Here is a 24,144-nt window from a genome sequence, read left to right on the forward strand (position 1 = left end):
AATAATTTATAACTTTGGCACAGCTTATGCTAAAGCAGGCTCAATGTTTTTACCTCGATTCCAGGGAGCCGAAATGAACCGCTTTGTGATTGCCGATCCCGAGTGGTGTATAGGATGCAATACCTGCCTTGCCGCCTGCTCGGATGTGCATAAAAGCCAGGGATTGCAGCACCATCCCCGGCTGACACTCGTGCGCACACCCAGCAAAACCGCGCCGATACTGTGCCGCCACTGTGACGACGCGCCGTGCAAACAGGTGTGTCCGGTCAATGCCATTTCGTTTCGGGATGATGCCGTTTATCTCAACGAAACGCTGTGTATTGGCTGCAAACTGTGCGGGCTGGTGTGTCCGTTCGGGGCGATCACGCCCGCCGGTAGTCGCCCGCTCAATATCCCCGCCCGTTACGAACATCACATTGCCGAAGAACAACTGCGCGATGTGCCCGGCAGCGCGCCCAACGATCACCCCTTTTTACGCTGGAATGCGGGGGTGCAAACCATCGCGGTGAAGTGCGATCTCTGCGACTTTCTGCCTGAAGGCCCAGCCTGTGTCCGGGCTTGCCCCACACACGCGTTGCACCTGGAAACCGAAACCACACTGCATAAACAGCTCAAGGCTCGTCGGGAGCTGGCCGCGCTGAGTTCAACCGATGTGACGTTTCCTCCTCTTCCCTCTTCGCCGGAGCAACGCTAATGGATGCCCTGCAATTATTGATGTGGTCAATCGTGGTGTATGTCGCCGGCGGCTGCTTTTCGTTGTTGCTTGCCCGCAGTCAGGAACTGGCGATCAACGTCGCCGGGATCGCCGCCATGCTTGGCGGCGTGCTGGGGATTGCCAGCGCGGTGACGGCGTTACACGGCGGAGTGCCACTGAGTTTTCAGGCTATCGGCCCGTTTGATTTCGCCCATTTCGTGGTGCGCATGGATAACCTGAGCGCGTTTATGGTGCTGGTCATCTCACTGCTGGTCACGCTGTGCGGGCTCTACTCACTGGCCTATGTGCGGGAATACATCGGCAAAGGTGCCGGGGCGATGGGCTTTTTTATGAACCTGTTTATCGCCTCAATGGTAGGGCTTGTGGTGATGGATAACGCATTCTGGTTCATCGTGCTGTTTGAAATGATGTCCCTCGCCTCGTGGTTTTTGGTTATCACTGACCAGGATGACGAGTCGATCCGCGCCGGGATGCTCTATTTCTTTATCGCCCACGCCGGCTCGGTACTGATCATGATCGCCTTCTTCCTGATGTGGCGCCAGAGCGGCAGCCTCGATTTCGCCAGTTTCCGCGCACTCACGCTGGAGCCGGGCACCGCGTCGGCGGTCTTCCTGCTGGCCTTCTTCGGTTTTGGTGCCAAAGCCGGGATGTTGCCGCTGCACAGCTGGTTGCCGCGCGCCCACCCGGCTGCACCGTCGCACGCGTCAGCGCTGATGTCCGGCGTGATGGTGAAAATCGGTATCTTCGGCATTATCAAAGTCGGTATCGACCTGCTCGGTCACAGCGGCATTCCGTTGTGGTGGGGCGTGGTGGTGCTTGCGTTTGGCGCAGTGTCGTCGGTGCTTGGCGTGCTGTATGCGCTGGCAGAACACGACATCAAACGCCTGCTGGCGTGGCACACCGTTGAGAACATCGGCATCATTTTGCTGGGCGTCGGCGTCGGCATGGCGGGCATCACCTTACATCAACCGGTGATTGCCGCTGTCGGCCTGCTCGGTGCGTTGTTCCATCTCCTTAACCACGCGCTGTTTAAAGGCCTGCTGTTCCTGGGGGCCGGGGCGATCATCTTTCGTCTGCATACCCGCGATATGGAAAAAATGGGGGCGCTCGGCAAACGGATGCCGTGGACAGCCGGCGCGTTTCTGGTGGGTTGCCTCGCCATTTCCGCGATGCCGCCGCTGAACGGCTTTATCAGCGAGTGGTACACCTATCAGTCGCTGTTCTCCCTCACCCGTATCGACGCCATCATCCCGCGCCTCGCCGGCCCCATTGCCATCGTGATGCTGGCGATCACCGGTGCGCTGGCGGCAATGTGTTTTGTGAAAGTTTACGGCGTCAGTTTTTGCGGCAATGCCCGCAGTGAAAAAGCCGACCACGCACGCGAAGTGCCGTGGCCAATGGTTGCCGCCATGTTCGTGCTGGCGCTGCTGTGCGTGGTGCTCGGCGTGGGCGCAAGCTGGGTGGCTCCGCAATTAATGCATATCGCGCTGAGCTTAACGCCCCCCGCCGCGCTTGCCGCCGCCGAAGGCGCAACGCTTATCCCCGGTGATGCGCAGCAAGCGATGCTGACACCTTCTACCGTGTTCCTGCTGTTACTGCTTTTGCCCCTGCTGCCCGGTGTGCTGTGGTTCCTCAACCGCCAGACGCGCGGCGCGTTTCGCCGCAGCGGCGATGCCTGGGCCTGCGGCTACGCGTGGGAAAAAGGCATGGCTCCCTCCGCAGGCAGCTTTACCCAGCCATTACGTGTGATGTTTGGCCCGCTTTACCAGCTGCGTAGACAGCTCGATCCGGCTCAACCTTTACAACGCAGCCTGGGCGGTATTACGCAGGCAGCAACGCGCACGGAGCCGTTCTGGGACGAGAAAATCATTCGCCCGCTGGTAGGCGCGACGCAGCGCGTGGCCCGCGTGGTGCAGTACCTGCAAAGCGGCGATTTCCGGCTCTACTGCCTGTATGTGATTGCCGCGCTGGTGATCCTGCTGCTGACGATCGCGCTGTGAGGAGGAAACAACAATGTTAGAACAGACTTCTGCGTGGTCACTCGGCTTATTTGCCCTCTGCCAGGCAGCCCTATTGCTGGCGCTTACGCCGCTGTTTACCGGGGTTTCCCGGCAAATCCGCGCCCGCATGCACTCCAGAAAAGGGCCGGGGATCTGGCAGGATTACCGCGACTTACAAAAGCTGCTGAAACGCCAGGCTGTCGCACCGGCGTCCTCTGGCCTGATGTTTCGCGCCATGCCGTGGGTGTTGCTTAGCAGCATGCTGCTGGTGGCGATGACGCTGCCGCTGTTTATCCGTACCGCGCCGTTTGCCGGAGCGGGCGATTTAATCACCCTGATTTATCTCTTTGCCCTGTTCCGTTTCTTCTTTGCCCTTTCCGGGCTGGATACCGGCAGCCCCTTCTCCGGCCTCGGCGCCAGCCGTGAGCTGACGCTGGGGATTCTGGTAGAGCCGATGCTGATACTTTCGCTGCTGGTGCTGGCGTTACTGGCGGGCTCCACGCAAATCGGCGCCATCAGCAACACGCTGGCGGCAGGCTGGATGTCACCGGTCGCCACGTTTTTAGCGCTGCTGGCCTGCGGGTTCGCCTGTTTTATTGAGATGGGCAAAATCCCGTTCGACGTGGCGGAAGCGGAGCAGGAGTTGCAGGAAGGCCCGCTGACCGAATACTCCGGCGCGGGTCTGGCGCTGGTGAAATGGGGCGTCGGCCTGAAACAGGTCGTAATGGCTTCGCTGTTGCTGGCACTGTTTTTCCCCTTCGGCAATGCCGTCACGCTCAGCGTGGGCGCGATGGCGCTGTCGCTGGTGATCACACTGCTGAAACTGCTGGTGTTGTTTGTGCTGGCATCGGTGGTGGAAAACTCGCTGGCGCGCGGGCGCTTTTTGCTGACGCACCGCCTGACCTGGCTCGGCTTCAGTCTGGCTGCGCTGTCCTATGTCCTCTGGTTAACCGGTTTGTAAGGAGCGCGGAAAAATAATGGAAACTCTTGCTCTGACGACGCTGCTGCTGCCCTTTATCGGCGCGCTGGTCGTCTCGCTTTGCCCCCGGAAAACCGCGCCGCAGCTTGCCACGCTCTTCGCGCTTCTGGCAACGCTTGCCACCGTGCTGCTGGCATGGCGTTTTTACCAGGCGGGTAGTGAAACCGCGGATATGCCGCTGCTGGCGGCGGGTCAGGTGGTGCTGTTTGGTCTGTTAGTCGACCGCATCAGCACCCTGATTCTGTTTGCGGTGGTGTTTCTTGGCCTGCTGGTGGCGCTCTATTCAACCGGTTACCTGACGCGCAGCAACCGCGAACATCCGCATGACGGCAGCAACCGTTATTACGCGTTCCTGCTGGTGTTTATCGGCGCGATGTCCGGGTTAGTGCTCTCCTCCACGCTGCTCGGACAGCTGCTGTTTTTCGAGATCACCGGCGGTTGTTCCTGGGCGCTGATTAGCTATTACCAGAGCGAAAAATCGCAGCGTGCGGCAATGAAAGCGCTGCTTATCACGCACGTCGGTTCGCTGGGGCTTTATCTGGCAGCAGCCACGCTGTTTTTGCATACCCACACTTTTGCCCTGAGCGCCATCAGTCAACTACAAGGCCCGGCAGCCTATCTGGTTTATGGCGGCATTCTGTTTGCCGCGTGGGGCAAATCCGCACAGTTGCCTTTACAAGCCTGGTTACCGGATGCGATGGAAGCGCCAACCCCGGTGAGTGCTTACTTACACGCCGCGTCAATGGTGAAAGTCGGCGTCTACATTTTTGCCCGCGCCATCGCTGAAGGCGGACAGATCCCCCACACCATCAGCTGGATTGGCGTGGGCATGGCGACGTTAACGCTGGTGTATGGCTTTTTGATGTACCTGCCGCAAAAAGATATGAAACGGCTGCTGGCCTGGTCGACCATTTCGCAGCTGGCGTGGATTTTCCTTGCCCTGTCGCTGTCGACCTTCGGCTCGCCGCTGGCCTTCAAAGCGGGGATTGCTTACATCTTCAACCACGCCTTTGCCAAGAGCCTGTTTTTCCTCGTCGCGGGCGCACTCAGCTACAGCTGCGGTACGCGCCTGTTGCCGCGCTTGCGCGGGGTGATGAAGACATTGCCACTGGCGGGCATTGGCTTTTGCGTTGCTGCGTTAGCCATCACTGGTGTGCCGCCGTTTAACGGTTTCTTCAGTAAATTCCCCCTCTTCGCCGCCGGGTTTGCCCTGTCGAATGACGACCCGATTTTGCTGGCGGTGATGATTCTGGCGCTGGTGGAATCCGTCGCCAGCTTCGGCTGGTTTATTTACTGGTTCGGGCGCGTGGTGCCAGGTGAACCGAGCGAAGACGTGGCGCAGGCCGCACCGCTGCCGTACGCGATGAAACTGGTGCTGGTGATTCTGATTGTGATGTCGCTGTGCTCAAGCGTGATCGCTGCGGCGTGGCTTGGATAAGGGAGTCGATAATGACGGGAACACTGCTTGTTAACAACCTGGCGGGGCTGATGATGTTCACCTCGCTGCTGGTCACCTGCGCCAGACGCTACTCCGTCTCCTGCTGGTTGTATGCCCTGCAATCGCTGGTGCTGGTCTCTATCTTTTTTACCCTGTCGCAGCTGCTGGACGCCGAACAATTGCTGATGTGGTCGTTCAGCGCCTTCTTCACCAAAGTGCTGCTGGTGCCGCTGATCATGGGTTACGCCTTTCGCAAGATGGCGCAATCCGGCGTTGGGGAACGGCTGTTTGGCCCGGCCACGCTGGTGCTGATGGCGGCGGCGATTGTGCTGCTGTGCTGGTTTGTGGTGCGCCCGGTGCAGTTGCCGATGATCGCCCAGCTTAAACCGGCACTCGCCGTGGCGCTCGGCCATTTTCTGCTTGGGCTGTTGTGCATTATCAGCCAGCGCAATATTTTGCGGCAGATCTTCGGTTACTGCCTGATGGAGAACGGCTCGCATCTGGTGCTGGCGCTGCTGGCCTGGCGCGCGCCGGAATTGGTGGAGATTGGCATCGCCACCGACGCCATTTTCGCGGTGATTGTGATGGTGCTGCTGGCGCGGAAAATCTGGCGCACCCACGGTACGCTGGATGTCAACACGCTGACGGCGCTGAAGGGGTAACACCATGAGTCATACCTTGATGTTCACGTTGTTACTGCTGACGCCGCTGCTGGTTTCTGCGCTGTGCTTCGCCTGCCGCCTGAGCGGCAATGCGGCGCGCACGCTGGTCACGGTGGTGCATACGCTGGGGATTTCGCTACTGCTGGTTATCGCCCTGTGGACGGTGGCAGAAGCGGTGCGCGAAGGGGAAATTTTCGCCGCCAGCCGCTGGTTGCATATCGACAGCCTGAGCGGGTTGTTCCTGTCGCTGCTGGGCGTCATTGGTTTTATCACCGGCCTCTACTCGATTGGCTATATGCGCCACGAAGTGGATCACGGTGAAATCAGCGTGCCAACGCTCTGTTACTACTACGGCTTTTTCCACCTCTTCCTGTTCACTATGCTACTGGTGGTCACCAGCAATAACCTGATTGTGATGTGGGCGGCAATCGAAGCCACCACGCTGAGTTCCGCGTTTCTGGTCGGTATTTACGGGCAGCGTTCCTCGCTGGAAGCGGCATGGAAATACATCATCATCTGTACCGTCGGCGTGGCGTTTGGCCTGTTCGGTACGGTGCTGGTCTACGCCAACGCCGCCAGCTTTATGGCACAGCCTGATCACGCCATTTTCTGGACCGAAGTGCTGAAAGAGAGCAGCCAGCTCGACCCGACGCTGATGGTGCTGGCGTTTGTGTTTGTGTTGATTGGTTTTGGTACCAAAACAGGGCTGTTCCCGATGCACGCCTGGCTGCCGGATGCGCACAGCGAAGCGCCGAGCCCGGTGAGCGCCCTGCTCTCGGCGGTACTTCTCAACTGCGCACTGCTGGTGTTGATTCGCTACTACATCATTATTTGTCACGCCATCGGTGACAGTTTCCCCAACCGGCTGTTGCTGATTTTTGGTCTGCTATCGGTGGGCGTCGCCGCCTTCTTCATTCTGGTGCAGCAGGATATGAAACGCCTGCTCGCATACTCCAGCGTGGAAAACATGGGGCTGGTGGCCGTTGCGCTCGGCATCGGCGGTCCGCTCGGTATTCTGGCGGCGCTGCTGCACACGCTCAACCATAGCCTTGCGAAAACACTGCTGTTCTGCGGTTCCGGCAATGTGCTGCTGAAATACGGCACCCGCAATATGGATGTGGTGTGCGGGATGCTGAAAGTGATGCCGTTTACCGCCGTACTGCTTGGCGGCGGCGCGCTGGCGCTGGGCGGGATGCCGCCGTTCAATATTTTCCTCAGTGAGTTTATGACCGTCACCGCCGGGCTGGCGGCGGAACACCTCGCCGTCACTATTCTGCTGCTGGTGTTGCTGACGCTGGTGCTCGGCGGGCTGGTGCGCATGGTGGCGAAAGTGCTGTTTGCCACGCCGCCGCAGCAGGTGGCAACCGGCGAACTGGGCTGGCTCACCACCGCGCCGATGGTGCTTTTACTGGTGATGATGCTGGTGATGGGTACGCATATTCCTCAGCCCGTCAGCCGGTTACTGGCCAGCGCCGCCACCATCGTGCAGCAAAACAATGATGATCATCCCACGCAGCTTAGCTGGCTGTGGGCCAATTTTGATACCACCGCCGCATCGGCAACGCCGTCGCATCGTCAGGGAGAGTGAAAGTGAGTTATTTAGCCAGCGTGAATCTCCAGCAACCTCGCGGCAACGCCTGTCTTGCTGCATTGAAGGCGCAGTTTCCCGGCGCGGTGCTGGACGAGGAGCGCCAGACCTTCGAACAAGTCACGATAACGGTCAAAATCAACCTGTTGCCGGACATTGTGCACTACCTCTATTACCAGCATGACGGCTGGTTACCGGTGCTGTTTGGCAATGATGAACGCACCCTGAATGGTCATTACGCGGTCTATTACGCGCTGTCGATGGAAGGTGCGGAAAAGTGCTGGATTGTGGTGAAAGCGCTGGTCGATGCCGACACGCGCGAATTCCCGTCGGTGACACCGCGCGTCCCCGCCGCCGTATGGGGCGAACGTGAGATCCGCGATATGTACGGTCTGATCCCGGTAGGCCTGCCGGATCAGCGCCGTCTGGTGCTACCGGATGACTGGCCGGACGATCTGCACCCGCTGCGCAAAGACACCATGGATTACCGCCTGCGTCCGGAGCCGACCAGCGACACGGAAAACTACACCTTTATCAACGATGGCGGCAATTCGTCACGCATTGTGCCGATTGGCCCGCTTCATATCACCTCGGATGAACCGGGGCATTTCCGCTTGTTTGTCGATGGCGAACGGATTGTCGATGCCGATTACCGCTTGTTCTATGTCCATCGCGGTATGGAAAAGCTGGCGGAAACCCGCATGGGCTACAACGAAGTGACGTTCCTGTCGGACAGGGTTTGCGGTATCTGCGGTTTTGCCCATAGCGTGGCTTACACCACCTCGGTGGAAAATGCGCTCGGCATTGTGGTGCCGCAGCGGGCACACACCATTCGTTCGGTACTGCTGGAAGTGGAACGGCTGCACAGCCATCTGCTGAACATCGGCCTTTCCAGCCACTTTGTCGGCTTTGATACCGGTTTTATGCAGTTTTTCCGCATCCGTGAAAAATCGATGACCATGGCTGAGCTGCTCACCGGTTCGCGTAAAACCTACGGTCTGAATCTGATTGGCGGTATCCGCCGCGACATTCTCAAAGAACAGCGTGTCAAAACCATTCAACTGGTGAAAGAGATGCGCGCAGAAGTGGCGCAACTGGTGGATATGCTGCTCTCCACGCCGAACATGGCGCAGCGCACCCAGGGGGTGGGCATTCTTGATCGCCAGGTCGCACGCGATTTCAGCCCGGTCGGGCCGCTGATCCGTGGCAGCGGTTTTGCCCGCGATTTACGTTTCGATCATCCGTACGCCGATTACGGCAACCTGCCGAAAACCCTGTTTACCTGGCCGGATGGCGACGTCTTTTCCCGCGTCATGGTGCGGGTGAAAGAGGTCTTCGATTCGCTGGCAATGATTGAGTTCGCGCTGGATAACCTGCCGGATACGCCGCTGCTGACCGAAGGGTTTAGCTATCAGCCGCACAAGTTCGCCCTTGGCTATGTGGAAGCGCCGCGCGGCGAGGATGTTCACTGGAGCATGCTCGGCGACAACCAGAAACTTTATCGCTGGCGCTGTCGTGCGGCGACCTACGCCAACTGGCCGGTGCTGCGCTATATGCTGCGCGGCAATACCGTTTCCGATGCGCCGCTGATCATCGGCAGCCTCGATCCCTGCTATTCGTGTACCGACCGCGTGACGCTGGTGGATGTGCGCAAGCGTAAATCGACAACCGTGCCCTACAAAGAGATCGAACGTTACGGCATTGAACGTCGCCACTCGCCGCTGAAGTAAGGAAAGAAACGATGCTGAAATTGTTGAAAACCATTCTCAGAGCAGGCGAGCCAACGGTGAAATACCCGTTCGCGCCGCTGGAGGTGTGTCCGGGGTTTCGCGGCAAACCGGAACTGGATCCGCAGCAATGCATTGCCTGCGGCGCCTGTACCACCGCCTGCCCGGCGAACGCGCTCACGCTGGAAACGGATGCCGGGGAGAACAGCCGCGTCTGGCAACTGTTCATCGGCCGCTGCATCTACTGCGGGCGCTGCGAAGAGGTGTGCCCGACGCGGGCGATTCGTCTGTCGGAAGAGTTTGAACTGGCGGTCACTAACAAAGCCGATCTCTATGTGCGCGCCACCTTCCGCCTGCAACACTGTCGCGAGTGCGGCGTGCCGTTCGCGCCTGAAAAATCCGTGACGCTGGCGGTGGAACTGCTGGCCCTGAACCAAAACGCACCACACCAGCTGGAGAACCTGCGGGCGCAAGCCTCTCTCTGCCCGGCGTGCCGCCGACGCGCGGCGCTGGAGCATCGCGGCAGCGTGAACGTGCATTATTACCTGAAGGAGCAAGCATGAGTTCCGACCTGAAAGTGCTGAACCAGCATGTCAGCCAGCCGGTGCCGCTCGATGAGTCCGCGCAGAAAATGAAGCAGCTACTGCTGCGCGATATCCAGCGTTCTGCCTACGTTTACCGCGTCGATTGCGGCGGCTGCAACGGGTGTGAAATCGAAATTTTTGCCGCCATTACGCCGCTGTTTGACGCGGAACGCTTTGGCATCAAAGTGGTGGCGTCGCCGCGCCACGCGGATATTTTGCTGTTTACCGGCGCGGTCACACGCGCCATGCGCATGCCCGCGCTACGTGCCTGGGAATCCGCCCCGGATCATAAAATCGCTATCTCCTACGGCGCGTGTGGCGTCGGCGGCGGGATTTTTCACGATCTCTACTGCGTGTGGGGCGGCAGTGACACTATTGTGCCAATTGATGTGTGGATCCCAGGCTGCCCGCCGACGCCAGCGGCGACCATCCACGGTTTCGCGGTGGCGCTTGGCTTGCTGGAGCAAAAGCTGCACGCCGTCGACCATCGACAAGCGGCAGATGAAACCGCCAGCATACGCTGGCCGACGCTGCCGCTGGCATTACGCGTGACGCTTGAACGGCTGGCTCGCCAGCTGGCGGGTTATCGCCAGGGACGCGAGATAACCGACCAGCTCTTCGCGTTATTAACCGCAGGCGATCCCGCGCAGGCTACGCTGCGGGTAAATCACTGGCTGCAACAGGCGGCGGATCCGCGCCTGACCTCCATCGTGCAGCAACTGATGAACGAGCTGGAGCGCGCCCATGTCTGAGCAGCAAGCGAAAGTGATGTTCTGGATGCTGCGGCAGAAGTTTGTCGATAACAGCGTCGAACTCGAAGAGAAAAGCCGCCAGGTAATGTACTACTCGCTGGCGATTGGCCACCACGTTGGGGTAATCGACTGCCTCAACGTGGCGCTCGAATGCCCGCTTGCTGATTACCAGCACTGGCTGGCGTTGATCGACGACGCCGATGCCAGGCGCAAAATGCAGGGGTTATTAACCTTCGGTGAAATCGTCATTGATGCCAGCCACGTGAATACCCTCGCACCGACGTTCGTGCAGTTATCGAAAACAGCAGAAGAACCCTGGCGGAGCTGGAGCCGCCAGTTGTTGCAACATTTACAGGATATGGCGCATGAACCGGCGATCTACCTGATGGTGCGGCTGCTGCGCTGACTGATTCATCACATAAATGTCACCCCAGTGATTTATACGTGAAGCTTGTAACACTACAAAAATAAGGGGTAATGTACTATTTACGCTCACTATTAAGGGCGACGTATCCATGATCTTACGGCAGTTGCTGGAACAGAATACTCACACTTCGTTACTCCGGGCGTTTATCCCCTTACCGCCGCCTTTCAGCCCGGTCCAGTTTATTGAATTACGCCTGAATAACACGCACTTCTGGCGCTGCTTTGATGATGGCAGTGCCGAAATCAGCGAGCGTGAATATGGCGGAAAAATCAGCGACAGTTCGCTGCACCTGGTGCTGCTGGCGCAAAGTGAGGCGCTGGAGTTGCGTTTTGTTCGCACCGATAACGGTCAGTTTACTGAGCAGGACAACACGATGTTTAGCTGGCTGGCGCGGCTGGCAAGCCAGGCGCTGGAAGATCAGCTTTCCCACATGGCGTTAAATCAGTCGATCGAGACGTTGCGTGAAGAGCGCGACCATGATCGGGTGCTGGTGGACATTACCAACTCGGTGCTCTCGCATCTGGATCTTGACGATCTGATCGCCGATGTTTCGCAGGAGATCCACCGCTTTTTCGGTATCGATAATATCCGCGTGGTGCTGCGCGACACGCTGCACTCCCGCCAGCTTATTTGCCATGCCACCCACTTTCCCAGTTGCCCGCCGGAGACCGAGCGCTTTGCGCTGCGCAGTGATAGCCCGGTGGTGCTGGCGGCGCTCAATGAGAATCAGGGCGCACTGCTACACCAGGCGCAGGATGCGGCGTTATGGCAGCACGATCCCGTATTGCAACAGCTATCGATGCAGGGATTAAACGTGGTGTTTGTTCTGCCGCTGACCTTCAGCCACCACGCGCCTGGCGTGCTGCTGCTGGCGCACCGGGACGCGGCGATTTTCAGTGAGCAAAACTGTCGATTATTGCAGCAAATTGCCGACAGAATTGGCATTGCCGTCGATAATGCCGACGCCTACCGGCAGGTGATTCATTTAAAAGAGAATCTGAACAGCGAAAACCGCAAACTGAATGAGCAAATTGCCTCCAGTCAGAGTTTTGGCGATATCATTTACCAGAGCGATGCGATGCGCGACGTGCTTCAGCAGGTCAATATTGTGGCGCTCAGCGACAGCACGGTGCTGATCCTCGGGGAAACCGGCACTGGCAAAGAGATCATCGCGCGCGCCCTGCACCAGATGAGCCCGCGCAAAGATAAACCGCTGGTGAAAATTAACTGTGCCGCCATTCCCGCCAGCCTGCTGGAAAGCGAGTTGTTTGGTCACGATAAAGGCGCGTTCACCGGGGCGATTAACGCGCATCGCGGGCGTTTTGAGATGGCCGATGAAGGCACGCTGTTCCTGGATGAAATTGGCGATATGCCGCTTGAGCTGCAACCGAAACTGCTGCGGGTGTTGCAGGAGCGCGAGATCGAACGTATCGGCGGCACAAAAACCATTCCGGTTAACGTGCGGGTGATTGCCGCCACCAACCGCGATCTGCGCCAGATGGTGATTGACCGCGAATTCCGTAACGATCTGTTTTACCGTCTGAATGTCTTTCCGCTGGTGCTGCCACCGCTTCGCGAGCGGCCGGACGATATTCCGCTACTGGCGCGTTATTTCACGCAAAAACTGGCACGCCGCCTCAATCGCACTATCGATACCATTCCTGCCGACACCCTCCAGCAACTGATGCGCTACGAGTGGCCCGGTAACGTACGCGAGCTGGAAAACGTCATTGAACGCGCCGTGCTGCTGGCGCGCGATAACACCCTGAACCTGCATCTGCACGCGCAGCCGGTCAGCATGGTGCAGCCTGTCAGCCACGATCCCTTCCCCTTCACGCTGCCCAAAGTGGCGGAGATGATGCGCCCGGAGCCGCCGGAAAATGACGAAGCCGAACGCCAGCAGATTATTCAGGTGCTGCGCGAAACCAACGGCATTGTCGCCGGCCCGCGCGGCGCGGCCGCCAAACTCGGCATGAAACGCACCACCCTGTTATCGCGGATGCAGCGTCTCGGTATCGCCGTGCGCGAAGTGCTCTAACCCCCTTCGGGTTCTGTGAACCCGCTAACGCTCTCTGATTTGTCGCTGGTATGCGCTATGCATAAGACGGCGGGTGTCTACTATGCATTGAATCAGGAGAATCAAATGGATACCGGCAACGCGTTTGACCTGCGACTTCCTGCGGAAATGGCAAAAGTCGCCGAGCAGTCTGGATTGTATAAAGTCAGCAAACGAAAAGAGCTGTCGTTCTTCCTCGCGATTACTGCGGGCGTGTTTATCTCGATTGCGTTTGTGTTTTACATCACCGTTACCGCCGGGCCTGCGCCCGCGACCGCGCTGGCGAAGCTGGCGGGCGGCGTCTGTTTTTCCCTCGGGCTGATTCTGGTGGTGGTCTGCGGGGCGGATCTCTTTACCTCAACCGTGCTGACGGTGATGGCCAAAGCCAGCGGGTTAATTAGCTGGCGGCAACTGTTTACTAACTGGGTAATTGTCTATTTCGGCAATCTCGTGGGCGCGCTGTTTTTTGTGGCGTTGATTTGGTTTGGCGGCCAGGCCATGAACAGCAATGGCTTGTGGGGGCTGAATGTGTTGCAAACCGCTGACCATAAAATGCACCACACCTTTATCGAAGCGGTGTGCCTGGGCACACTGTGTAATTTGATGGTCTGCCTGGCGGTGTGGATGAGTTATTCCGGCCATACGTTGACGGACAAAATCATGGCGATGCTGCTGCCGATCGGCATGTTTGTCGCCAGCGGGTTTGAACACAGTATCGCCAATATGTTTTTGCTGCCGCTGGCGGTGATCATTCGTGACTTCTCACCGCAGAGTTTCTGGACGGCGGTACACAGCTCGCCGGATAACTTTCCGGCACTGACCATCAGCAATGTGATTACCGATAACCTGCTACCGGTGACGATTGGCAATATTATCGGCGGCGGCGTGCTGGTGGGGGTGACCTACTGGATTATCTATTTGCGTCATCAGAACAACACGCATTGAGGAGAACGCCGGGCGGCAAGCTGGCTGCCGCCCGGCAAGATTACTCTTCTGACACCGGCGGTGAATCCGGCCAGGCGTGGATCACCGCCTGAATCAGCGTCGCCAGCGGAATGGCGAAAAATACGCCCCAGAAGCCCCACAGCCCGCCGAAGATAATCACCGACAAAATGATCACCAGCGGATGCAGGTTCACCGCTTCGGAGAACAGCACCGGCACCAGCAGGTTGCCGTCCAGCCCCTGAATAATCAGATAGACCGCGAAGCAGCTCCAGAACTCGGTGCCCAACCCGAACTGGAACAGCGCCACGCCAACGACCGGAATGGTGACGACAAACGCGCCGATATAAGGGATCAGCACCGAGAAGCCAACCAGCACCGCCAGCAGCAGGGAGTAGTTGAGACCAAACAGGATAAAACCGATCCATGTGGCGATGCCGACAACAATCATCTCCAGCACTTTGCCACGGATGTAGTTGGTGATTTGCTGGTTCATCTCTTTCCACACCTGGCCCGCCAGCCCACGGTTGCGCGGCAACACGCGGCGCACGGCGTTAAGCATCTGCTCTTTATCTTTTACCAGGAAGAAAACCATCAGCGGCACCAGCACCAGATAGACCGCCAGTGTCAGCAGCCCGACCAGCGAGGCGAGCGAATATTTCACCACCGAATCGCCCATTGTCAGCATGCGGGAGCGCATGTTTTCCGCCATCGCATCGATGATCCCCGCATCCATTAACGCCGGGTAGCGGCGCGGCAAGGTGGCGGCAAAATCAGAGAGTTTGCTTAACATGCCGGGCATATCGCGGATCAGGTAAATCCCCTGCTGCCAGGCAACCGGCATCACCACAAACGCCATCACCAGCAAGATGCCGACAAACAGCACCAGAACTATCGTCGCAGCCCAGGTGCGCGAACAGCCGATGCGTTGCAGACGTGCGGTAGGCCACTCAAGCAGGTAAGCGATCACCAGCGCCACCAGCAGCGGCGCGAGCAGGCCGCTGAAGAAGAAGAGAATACAGAACCCCGCGAGCAGAATGACCAGCAGCGCAATCGCCTCCGGATCGCTGAAGCGGCGGCGATACCACTGCATTAACATTTCGAGCATAACGTTCCTTCATGAGCCTCTTGAGCGGGGGTAAGGAGTGGAATTGTATCGAAATGTCACAAAAAAGACTTCGCTTTTCGTATCCTTTGCGGGAAACATAGCAATCCGCGTAAGACGGTGTTTTTCATCCGTGAAGGCGGCTACACTCGAAGGCCGGTGAGCCGGAACGAAGCCGCCGAAAGCAGGTCAACAGTGTGTCACCCAAAATACAGGAAAGAGGTTATGTTCAGGCAGTTGAAACGAACGCTGGTCGCAACCCTTATTGCCGCACTCAGTGCAGGTAGCATCGCCCCGACGTGGGCTGATTCATTAGACAGCACGTTGCCGGATATGGGCACCTCGGCGGGAAGCACGCTCTCCATTGGTCAGGAGATGCAGATGGGCGACTATTACGTTCGCCAGCTTCGCGGCAGCGCGCCGCTGATTAATGATCCGCTGCTGGTGCAGTACATTAATTCCCTCGGCATGCGTCTGGTGGCGCACGCGGATTCGGTCAAAACCCCTTTCCACTTCTATCTCGTCAATAACGACGAGATCAACGCCTTCGCCTTTTTTGGCGGTAATGTGGTGCTGCACTCGGCACTGTTCCGCTATACGGATAATGAAAGTCAGCTAGCCTCGGTAATGGCGCACGAAATTTCCCACGTCACCCAGCGCCACCTGGCGCGCGCGATGGAAGACCAAAAACGCAACGCGCCGCTGACCTGGGCGGGCGTGCTGGGTTCCATTTTGCTGGCGATGGCTAACCCGCAAGCCGGGATGGGCGCGCTCACCGGCACGCTGGCTGGCACCCAACAGGGGCTTATTAGTTTTACCCAGCAGAACGAACAGGAAGCGGACCGCATTGGTATTCAGGTGCTGCAACGAGCCGGGTTTGACCCCCAGGCGATGCCGACTTTCCTCGAAAAACTGCTGGATCAGTCACGCTACTCCACGCGCCCACCGGAAATTCTGCTGACGCACCCGTTGCCGGAAAGCCGCTTGTCAGATGCGCGCAACCGCGCCAACCAGATGCGTCCGGTGGTGGTGCAGTCGTCCGAAGAGTTCTATATGGCGAAAGCCAGAACACTGGGCATGTACAACTCCGGGCGTAACCAGCTCACCAGCGATCTGCTGGATGGCTGGTCGAAAGGCAACGTGCGTGAACAACGCGCGGCGCAATATGGCCGGGCATTACAGGCGATGGAAGCGAAAAATTACGCCGAGGCGGCAAAAACCTTGCAGCCGCTGTTGAGCGCCAGCCCGAACAACGCCTGGTATCTCGACCTGGCGACCGATATCGATTTAGGGCAGAACAAAAGCGCGGACGCCATTAAACGCCTCAATGCTGCCAGCGAACTGAAAACCAACCCGGTGCTGCAACTCAACCTGGCGAACGCCTACCTGGAAGGTGGTCAGCCAGCGGAAGCCGCGCGCATTCTTAACCGTTACACCTTTACGTATAAAGAGGATGTCAACGGCTGGGATTTACTGGCGCAGGCCGAAGCGGCGCTGAATAACCGCGATCAGGAGCTGGCCGCGCGTGCGGAAGGGTTAGCGCTGGTGGGCAAGCTGGATCAGGCCATTACCTTGCTGAGTAGCGCCAGTTCGCAGGTGAAGCTCGGCAGCCTGCAACAAGCACGTTACGATGCGCGAATCGACCAGTTACGCGAGTTGCAGCAACGGTTCAAACCGTACCAGAAAATGTAATAAGGAGAAGAGATGTCAGAGACGGTGAAGATTTACCATAACCCACGCTGCTCAAAGAGCCGTGAAACGCTGGCGCTGCTGAAGGAGCACGGTGTTGAACCAGACGTGGTGCTCTACCTCGAGACGCCACCGGACGCAGCGACGGTGCAAAAGCTGCTGAAAATGCTCGGCATGTCCAGTGCGCGCGAGCTAATGCGCAGCAAAGAAGATCTCTATAAAGAATTACAGCTTAGCGATAGCGCACTGACGGAAGCGCAACTGGTGCAGGCACTGGTGGATAACCCAAAACTGCTTGAACGCCCGATTGTCGTTAGCCACGGTAAAGCGCGCATCGGTCGCCCGCCGGAGCAGGTGCTGGAGATTTTATAGCATTAAAAAACCCTCGTCGGTCTGGCGAGGGTTCAGAGTTTGAGGATCTCTTTGACGAACGGAATAGTCAGCTTGCGCTGAGCGGTGATCGACGCGCGATCCAGTTCATCCAGCGTATCGAACAGGGTGCGCATTTCTCTGTCCAGCCGTTTTAACAGAAACCGCCCCACGTCTTCCGGCAGCTCAAACCCACGGATCCGCGCCCGCAGCTGTAAGGCCTGTAATTTGTCTTCGTCGGAAAGCGGTTGCAGCTTGTAGATTTGTCCCCAGTCCAGCCGTGAGGCGAGATCCGGCAACCCCAGGTTGAGCTGGCGCGGAGGCCTGTCGCCGGTTATCAGCAAGCGGGTTTTGCCCTGTTCCAGAATGCGGTTGTAGAGGTTGAAAATCGCCATCTCCCACGGCTCGTCACCGGCCACGCATTCGATATTGTCGATACACACCAGCGAGAGTTGCTCCATCCCATCCAGCACTTCCGGCACAAACCAGGTGCGCTTATCGAGCGGCACATAGCCGACGGCATCACCGCGCTGGGAGAGTTCGGCACAAGCCGCATGCAGCAAATGGCTGCGCCCCGCGCCTTCACGCGACCAGAAATAGATATATCCGCTGTGCGCCTGGCGCAGAACGTTTTGCAGTGCCGCCAGTAAAGAGGGGTTATCACCCGGCCAGAAACTCGCGAAGGTTTCATCATCGGGTAAATACAATGGCAGGGAGAGCTGTGCCGGCGTGTTCAGAGGTACCTCAACAAGGCTTACAAAAAACGCAGTGAGTCTATCACAAAATGTTGCAAGGTTTGAACCGGGCACAAGGCCCGGTTCAATTCTGCACGATGTTTATGACTTTGCAGCGTCGTCTTCTGGCGCGTCCAGCACCACTTCTTCCGGGCGCAGTACGCTAATCAGTTTAAAGATCAGGCTCAGACCCACACCGACGATCGTCGCCAGCGCCATGCCTTTCAGTTCGGCGGCACCAATGTGCACTTTCGCGCCGCTGACGCCGATGATCAGAATAACGGAGGTCAGGATCAGGTTTTGCGCTTTGCTGTAATCAACTTTCGATTCGATCAGCACGCGGATACCGGAAGCACCGATTACGCCGTACAGCAGCAGGGAAACACCGCCCATTACCGGCACCGGGATAATCTGGATAGCCGCCGCCAGTTTACCGACGCAGGAGAGCAGAATAGCGATAATCGCCGCGCCGCCAATCACCCAGGTGCTGTACACGCGCGTAATGGCCATCACACCGATGTTCTCGCCGTAGGTGGTGTTCGGCGTGGAACCGAAGAAGCCGGAGATCATGGTTGAAAGGCCGTTGGCGAACATGGAGCGGTGCAAGCCCGGATCGCGGATCAGATCTTTTTTGACGATATTCGCCGTCACGACCAGGTGACCCACGTGCTCGGCAATTACCACCAGCGCTGCCGGCAGAATAGTGAAAATGGCAAACCACTCAAACCGCGGGGTATAGAACGTCGGCAGCGCGAACCAGTGCGCCTGGGCAATCGGCGTGGTATCGACAACGCCCATCGCGAAGGAGAGCGCATAGCCCGCCAGCACGCCAATGAGAATCGGGATAATCGCCATAAAGCCACGGAACAGCACCGAGCCAAACACCGTCACGCCCAGCGTCACCAGCGAGATGATCACGGTTTTGGAATCCGCAGACTGCCCTTCCGCTGGCAGCAGACCGGCCATATTCGCCGCCACGCCCGCCAGTTCCAGACCGATGACGGCAACGATTGCGCCCATCGCCGCAGGCGGGAACATCACATCCAGCCAGCCGGTGCCCGCTTTTTTCACAATGAACGAGACAAGGCAGAACAGCACGCCGCACATAATGAACCCACCGAGCGCCACTTCGTAGCCCAGCGGCAGCAACAGCAGCACCGGGGAAATAAACGCAAAGCTGGAACCTAAATAGGCCGGGATTTTCCCTTTACAAATAAAGATATAGAGCAGTGTCCCGATACCATTAAACAGCAGCACGGTGGCCGGGTTAATGTGGAACAGGATTGGCACCAGCACCGTTGCGCCGAACATGGCGAACAGATGCTGTAAACTAAGCGGGATGGTCTGCAAAAGCGGCGGTCTTTCACTTACCCCGATAGCACGGCGCGTCATAGTGTTTTCCTCTGAGTGTTGTTGTTGTCCGCCCGTCCAAAATGGCGGGCAGTGTTATGAATTCCAAAAAAAAGCCGACTATCAAAGTCGGCTTTCGATTTCTAATCAGTTATTTCGTACCAAAGATTTTGTCGCCGGCGTCGCCGAGGCCCGGAATAATGTATCCGTGCTCATTCAGCCCCTGGTCAATCGACGCGGTGTACAGTTCAACATCCGGGTGCGCTTTTTCCAGCGCCGCCAGACCTTCCGGCGCGGCAACCAGCACCAGCACTTTAATGCTGTGGCAACCGGCGTTTTTCAGCAGGTCGATGGTAGCGATCATCGAACCGCCGGTCGCCAGCATCGGGTCAACCACCAGCGCCATACGCTCGTCAATATTGGACACCAGTTTCTGGAAATACGGTACCGGCTCCAGCGTCTCTTCATTACGGTAGATGCCAACGACGCTGATACGCGCACTCGGTACGTGCTCCAGCACGCCTTCCATCATACCCAGACCGGCGCGCAGGATCGGCACAACGGTGATTTTCTTACCTTTTATTTGATCAACCTGAACCGGACCGTTCCAGCCTTCGATAGTGACTTTTTCGGTTTCCAGATCGGCCGTTGCTTCATAGGTCAGCAGGCTGCCCACTTCTGAGGCGAGTTCACGAAAGCGTTTGGTGCTGATGTCGTTCTCTCGCATCAGGCCCAGCTTGTGTTTGACGAGTGGGTGTTTTACTTCCACGACCTTCATACTCTTCTCCTTTCCCCTGACAGGTGGCAGCCACAAAAAAAATCGCCGGATTATACCGCTTTTTCTCCGTCGCGCTACAGAAAGGCGCTTGATCGCGATCAATCAGACTGGAAAAGAGTATATCGCAAGAATCCGCCGCGCCCTTAAATAATGGACTCGCAAACGTTTGCCTTGGCTGTTAGAATTGCGCCGAATTTTATTTCTACCGCAAGTAAACGCGTGGGGACCCAAGCAGTGACCGATAAAACCTCTCTCAGCTATAAAGATGCCGGTGTTGATATCGACGCAGGTAATGCTCTGGTTGACCGAATCAAAGGCGTGGTGAAGAAAACCCGTCGCCCGGAAGTGATGGGCGGTTTGGGCGGCTTCGGTGCGCTGTGCGCGCTGCCGCAAAAATATCGTGAGCCAGTACTGGTTTCCGGCACTGACGGCGTGGGCACAAAACTGCGTCTGGCAATGGATCTGAAACGTCACGACACCATCGGTATCGATCTGGTGGCCATGTGCGTTAACGATCTGGTGGTACAGGGCGCAGAGCCGCTGTTCTTCCTCGACTATTACGCGACCGGCAAGCTGGATGTTGATACCGCCGCCAGCGTGATCAACGGCATCGCCGAAGGCTGTCTGCAATCTGGCTGTGCGCTGGTGGGCGGCGAAACGGCGGAAATGCCGGGCATGTACCATGGAGAAGATTACGATGTCGCCGGTTTCTGCGTCGGTGTGGTAGAAAAATCAGAAATCATCGACGGTGCCAAAGTGGCCGACGGCGACGTGCTGGTAGCACTGGCTTCCAGCGGCCCGCACTCCAATGGCTATTCGCTGGTGCGTAAAGTGCTCGAAGTGAGCGGTGCCGATCCGCTGGCGACGCAACTGGAAGGCAAACCGCTGGCCGATCACCTGCTGGAACCGACCCGCATTTATGTGAAGTCCGTGCTGGAGCTGATTGCAAATGTCGATGTCCACGCTATCGCCCACCTGACCGGCGGCGGTTTCTGGGAAAACATTCCGCGCGTACTGCCGGATAACACCCAGGCGGTCATCGATGAATCCTCCTGGCAGTGGCCGGCCGTGTTTAACTGGCTGCAAAACGCCGGTAACGTGAGCCGCCACGAAATGTACCGCACCTTTAACTGCGGCGTCGGCATGGTGATTGCGCTGCCTGCGGCAGAAGCCGATAAAGCCATCACGCTGCTGAATGCGAAGGGTGAAAACGCGTGGAAAATCGGTATCATCAAAGCATCCGATTCCAGTGAGCGTGTGGTTATTGAATGAAAAACATCGTGGTGCTGATTTCCGGTAACGGAAGCAACTTGCAGGCAATTATCGACGCCTGCAAACAGAAAAAAATCAACGGCACCCTGCGGGCAGTTTTCAGTAATAAGGCCGACGCGTTCGGCCTTGAACGTGCGCGGGAAGCCAATATTCCCGCTCATGCGCTGAGCGCAGATCAGTTCGCCAGCCGCGATGCGTTTGACCGCGAGCTGATGCAGGAAATCGACGCCTATGCCCCGGACGTGGTCGTGCTGGCGGGTTATATGCGTATCCTCAGCCCGGCGTTTGTCGCGCATTACGCCGGACGTCTGTTGAATATCCACCCTTCCCTGTTGCCGAAATATCCCGGCCTGCACACGCACCGTCAGGTGCTGGAAAACGGCGATGAAGAACACGGCACCAGCGTGCATTTTGTTACCGATGAGCTGGACGGCGGCCCGGTGATTTTGCAAGCCAAAGTACCGGTGTTTGAAGGTGATACGGAAGAAGAGATCACCGAACGCGTGCAGTCGCAGGAACATGCGATTTACCCGCTGGTGGTTAGCTGGTTTGTTGATGGCCGCCTGAAAATGGACAGCAACAGCGCGTGGCTGGATGGTGTGCGCTTACCGCCCGAAGGCTATGCGGCCGACGAATAATTACTCAATTTATCGCTTTTCACCCTGCCCGCCGCGGCAGGGTTTCTTCCCTCTCCCCTGCAAAAAGAAAAAGTGACTTTATTTCCATCATCTTAGATGCGAAAAACGGATTACTGTCATACTTTTTTGGCACAGTTGGACATCTGACGGCAAAGCTCGCCATAATAAGTTGTGTCATACGAAGGGACGCCAGCAACGTTCACCTGTCAGTCAGGGCACCGCGAGAGCGAGAAGGATTTGCCGTGTCCCGAGCAAGAACCGGAGTGTAAACAGGAATGGGTCAGGAAAAGTTATATCTCGAAAAAGAACTAAGCTGGTTGTGCTTCAATGAACGTGTTCTCCAGGAAGCCGCCGACAAAAGTAACCCACTTATCGAACGCATGCGTTTTTTGGGGATCTATTCCAACAACCTCGACGAATTTTATAAAGTCCGTTTTGCTGAACTGAAACGCCGCTTAATCATCAGCGAAGAGCAAGGCGTTACCACGAACTCCCGCCATCTGCTGGGCAAGATCCAGTCCCGCGTACTGAAAGCCGATCAAGAGTTCGACAGTCTGTACAACGACTTGCTGCTTGAGATGGCGCGCAATCAAATTTTCCTGATTAACGAACGTCAGCTTTCGCAAAACCAGCAGAGCTGGCTGCGCAATTACTTCAAACAATATTTGCGCCAGCACATTACCCCGACGCTGATTAACCGCGAAACCAACCTGGTACGCTTCTTAAAAGATGATTACACCTACCTGGCGGTTGAGATTATTCGCGGCGACGAAATTCGTTACGCGCTGCTGGAGATCCCGTCAGATAAAGTGCCGCGCTTTGTTAACCTGCCGCCGGAAACGCCGCGCCGTCGCAAGCCGATGATTCTGCTGGATAACATTCTGCGTTACTGCCTGGATGATATCTTTAAAGGCTTCTTCGATTATGACGCGCTGAACGCCTACTCGATGAAAATGACCCGTGACGCCGAATATGACCTGGTGCACGAAATGGAATCGAGCCTGATGGAGCTGATGTCCTCCAGCCTGAAACAGCGTCTGACCGCCGAGCCGGTGCGTTTTGTTTATCAACGCGATATGCCCGATGCCATGGTCGAAATGCTGCGTGAAAAGCTGACCATCTCCCGTTATGACTCCATTATTCCTGGCGGGCGTTACCACAACTTCAAAGACTTTATTGGTTTTCCCAATGTCGGCAAAGCCAACCTTGTCAACAAACCGCTGCCGCGCCTGCGTCACATCTGGTTTGATAAGTTCCGCAACGGTTTTGACGCCATTCGCGAACGCGATGTGCTGCTCTATTATCCGTACCACACCTTTGAACACGTGCTGGAGCTGCTGCGCCAGGCGTCGTTCGACCCGAGCGTGCTGGCGATCAAAATCAACATTTACCGCGTGGCGAAAGATTCGCGCATTATTGATTCGATGATCCACGCGGCGCATAACGGTAAAAAAGTGACCGTGGTGGTGGAGTTACAGGCGCGTTTCGACGAAGAAGCCAACATCCACTGGGCGAAACGGCTGACGGAAGCGGGCGTGCAGGTGATCTTCTCGGCGCCGGGCTTAAAAATTCACGCCAAACTGTTCCTCATTTCCCGTATGGAAGGGGAAGAGATCGTGCGCTATGCGCACATCGGTACCGGCAACTTTAACGAAAAAACCGCGCGGCTTTACACAGACTACTCGCTGATCACGGCCGATGCGCGCATTACCAATGAAGTGCGCCGGGTGTTCAACTTTATTGAAAACCCCTATCGCCCGGTGAGTTTCGATTATTTGCTGGTGTCGCCGCAGAACTCGCGTCGCCTGCTGTACGATATGATCGACACGGAGATCGCTAACGCGCAGGAAGGTAAACCTTCCGGCATTACGCTGAAGCTGAACAACCTGGTCGATAAAGGGCTGGTGGACAGGCTGTATACCGCTTCCAGTTCCGGCGTGCCGGTGAACCTGCTGGTGCGCGGCATGTGTTCACTTATTCCGCAACTGGAAGGTATCAGCGAAAATATTCGTGTCACCAGTATCGTTGATCGTTATCTTGAGCACGATCGCATCTATATTTTTGAGAACGGCGGCGATAAACGCGTTTATCTCTCCTCCGCAGACTGGATGACACGTAACATCGATTACCGTATCGAAGTGGCCGCACCGCTGCTCGATCCGCGCCTTAAACAGCGCGTTCTGGATATCATTGATTTGCTGTTAAGTGATACCGTGAAAGCCAGGTACATCGATAAAGAACTGAGTAATCGCTATGTGCCGCGCGGCAACCGCCGTAAAGTGCGCGCGCAACTGGCGATTTACGACTACATCAAATCACTCGAACAGCCCGACTAACCT

21 protein-coding genes are annotated in these 24,144 nt (G+C 57.2%); 17 read left to right on the plus strand and 4 right to left on the minus strand.

The genetic code is table 11. From position 1 onward, the window contains the following. The first annotated feature begins 73 nt into the window (after positions 1 to 73). The 12 genes from IP581_RS16450 to focA all read left to right on the plus strand — a co-directional run bounded on the left by IP581_RS16450 (position 74) and on the right by focA (position 13,873). Positions 74 to 694 (plus strand): 4Fe-4S dicluster domain-containing protein, encoded by a 621-nt coding sequence (locus tag IP581_RS16450; protein WP_086870840.1) that lies wholly within the window; start codon positions 74 to 76, stop codon positions 692 to 694. Then, complete coding sequence (gene hyfB / locus IP581_RS16455) at positions 694 to 2,715, plus strand: hydrogenase 4 subunit B (protein ID WP_193820875.1); 2,022 nt, start codon at positions 694 to 696, stop codon at positions 2,713 to 2,715. The genes IP581_RS16450 and hyfB overlap by 1 nt, the downstream gene beginning before the upstream one ends. 13 nt (positions 2,716 to 2,728) lie before the next feature. Continuing rightward, positions 2,729 to 3,676, plus strand: coding sequence for a respiratory chain complex I subunit 1 family protein (locus IP581_RS16460; RefSeq protein WP_193820876.1), 948 nt, complete (start codon positions 2,729 to 2,731; stop codon positions 3,674 to 3,676). Between the two features lie 16 nt (positions 3,677 to 3,692). Then, positions 3,693 to 5,132 (plus strand): hydrogenase 4 subunit D, encoded by a 1,440-nt coding sequence (locus IP581_RS16465; RefSeq protein ID WP_193820877.1) that lies wholly within the window; start codon positions 3,693 to 3,695, stop codon positions 5,130 to 5,132. Between the two features lie 11 nt (positions 5,133 to 5,143). Beyond that, positions 5,144 to 5,794: a hydrogenase 4 membrane subunit gene (gene hyfE / locus IP581_RS16470; protein WP_017458953.1), complete on the plus strand. Its 651-nt coding sequence runs from the start codon at positions 5,144 to 5,146 to the stop codon at positions 5,792 to 5,794. A 4-nt stretch (positions 5,795 to 5,798) separates the two neighbouring features. Further along, positions 5,799 to 7,382, plus strand: coding sequence for a hydrogenase 4 subunit F (hyfF, locus tag IP581_RS16475; RefSeq protein ID WP_193820878.1), 1,584 nt, complete (start codon positions 5,799 to 5,801; stop codon positions 7,380 to 7,382). A gap of 20 nt (positions 7,383 to 7,402) precedes the next feature. After that, the gene (locus IP581_RS16480) at positions 7,403 to 9,112 is read left to right on the plus strand and encodes a hydrogenase large subunit (RefSeq protein ID WP_193822715.1); all 1,710 of its coding nucleotides are present in this window, start codon (positions 7,403 to 7,405) and stop codon (positions 9,110 to 9,112) included. Between the two features lie 11 nt (positions 9,113 to 9,123). Further along, complete coding sequence (hyfH, locus tag IP581_RS16485) at positions 9,124 to 9,672, plus strand: hydrogenase 4 subunit H (protein ID WP_086870832.1); 549 nt, start codon at positions 9,124 to 9,126, stop codon at positions 9,670 to 9,672. After that, a complete protein-coding gene (locus tag IP581_RS16490) occupies positions 9,669 to 10,445 on the plus strand; it encodes an NADH-quinone oxidoreductase subunit B family protein (RefSeq protein ID WP_193820879.1) in 777 nt (258 codons plus the stop codon). The genes hyfH and IP581_RS16490 overlap by 4 nt, the downstream gene beginning before the upstream one ends. Then, positions 10,438 to 10,851 (plus strand): formate hydrogenlyase maturation HycH family protein, encoded by a 414-nt coding sequence (locus IP581_RS16495; RefSeq protein ID WP_193820880.1) that lies wholly within the window; start codon positions 10,438 to 10,440, stop codon positions 10,849 to 10,851. Before IP581_RS16490 ends, IP581_RS16495 begins: the two co-directional genes overlap by 8 nt. Positions 10,852 to 11,302: 451 nt before the next feature. After that, positions 11,303 to 12,910: a sigma 54-interacting transcriptional regulator gene (locus IP581_RS16500; RefSeq protein ID WP_407659157.1), complete on the plus strand. Its 1,608-nt coding sequence runs from the start codon at positions 11,303 to 11,305 to the stop codon at positions 12,908 to 12,910. A 105-nt stretch (positions 12,911 to 13,015) separates the two neighbouring features. After that, entirely contained in the window at positions 13,016 to 13,873 is an 858-nt protein-coding gene (gene focA / locus IP581_RS16505) for a formate transporter FocA (protein WP_086870824.1), read from the plus strand. Between the two features lie 40 nt (positions 13,874 to 13,913). On the opposite strand, the gene IP581_RS16510 is transcribed toward focA, so the two are convergent. After that, positions 13,914 to 14,978, minus strand: coding sequence for an AI-2E family transporter (locus IP581_RS16510; protein WP_086870823.1), 1,065 nt, complete (start codon positions 14,976 to 14,978; stop codon positions 13,914 to 13,916). Between the two features lie 222 nt (positions 14,979 to 15,200). Here IP581_RS16510 and bepA point away from each other — a divergent pair, with 222 nt between their 5' ends. Both bepA and arsC read left to right on the plus strand, forming a co-directional pair. Beyond that, positions 15,201 to 16,667: a beta-barrel assembly-enhancing protease gene (gene bepA / locus IP581_RS16515; protein WP_193820881.1), complete on the plus strand. Its 1,467-nt coding sequence runs from the start codon at positions 15,201 to 15,203 to the stop codon at positions 16,665 to 16,667. A gap of 12 nt (positions 16,668 to 16,679) precedes the next feature. After that, the gene (gene arsC, locus IP581_RS16520) at positions 16,680 to 17,036 is read left to right on the plus strand and encodes an arsenate reductase (glutaredoxin) (protein ID WP_086870820.1); all 357 of its coding nucleotides are present in this window, start codon (positions 16,680 to 16,682) and stop codon (positions 17,034 to 17,036) included. Between the two features lie 32 nt (positions 17,037 to 17,068). On the opposite strand, the gene IP581_RS16525 is transcribed toward arsC, so the two are convergent. The 3 genes from IP581_RS16525 to upp form a co-directional block, all read right to left on the minus strand. Next, positions 17,069 to 17,770: a DnaA inactivator Hda gene (locus IP581_RS16525; protein ID WP_065370367.1), complete on the minus strand. Its 702-nt coding sequence runs from the start codon at positions 17,768 to 17,770 to the stop codon at positions 17,069 to 17,071. A gap of 99 nt (positions 17,771 to 17,869) precedes the next feature. After that, positions 17,870 to 19,159, minus strand: coding sequence for a uracil permease (uraA, locus tag IP581_RS16530; protein WP_086870817.1), 1,290 nt, complete (start codon positions 19,157 to 19,159; stop codon positions 17,870 to 17,872). Positions 19,160 to 19,268: 109 nt separating this feature from the next. Then, on the minus strand, positions 19,269 to 19,895 hold the full coding sequence (upp, locus tag IP581_RS16535; RefSeq protein ID WP_017458966.1) for a uracil phosphoribosyltransferase: 627 nt from the start codon (positions 19,893 to 19,895) through the stop codon (positions 19,269 to 19,271). Positions 19,896 to 20,129: 234 nt separating this feature from the next. Between upp and purM the strand changes: the two genes are divergently transcribed. The 3 genes from purM (at position 20,130) to ppk1 (ending at position 24,141) form a co-directional block, all read left to right on the plus strand. Continuing rightward, positions 20,130 to 21,167: a phosphoribosylformylglycinamidine cyclo-ligase gene (purM, locus tag IP581_RS16540; protein ID WP_193820882.1), complete on the plus strand. Its 1,038-nt coding sequence runs from the start codon at positions 20,130 to 20,132 to the stop codon at positions 21,165 to 21,167. After that, positions 21,164 to 21,805, plus strand: a complete 642-nt coding sequence (purN, locus tag IP581_RS16545) for a phosphoribosylglycinamide formyltransferase (RefSeq protein WP_045510372.1) — start codon at positions 21,164 to 21,166, stop codon at positions 21,803 to 21,805. The genes purM and purN overlap by 4 nt, the downstream gene beginning before the upstream one ends. Before the next feature lie 275 nt (positions 21,806 to 22,080). Continuing rightward, complete coding sequence (gene ppk1, locus IP581_RS16550; protein WP_086870815.1) at positions 22,081 to 24,141, plus strand: polyphosphate kinase 1; 2,061 nt, start codon at positions 22,081 to 22,083, stop codon at positions 24,139 to 24,141. Positions 24,142 to 24,144 lie beyond the last annotated feature (3 nt).

Source organism: Kosakonia pseudosacchari (genome assembly GCF_015167415.1).
Taxonomy (GTDB): domain Bacteria; phylum Pseudomonadota; class Gammaproteobacteria; order Enterobacterales; family Enterobacteriaceae; genus Kosakonia; species Kosakonia pseudosacchari.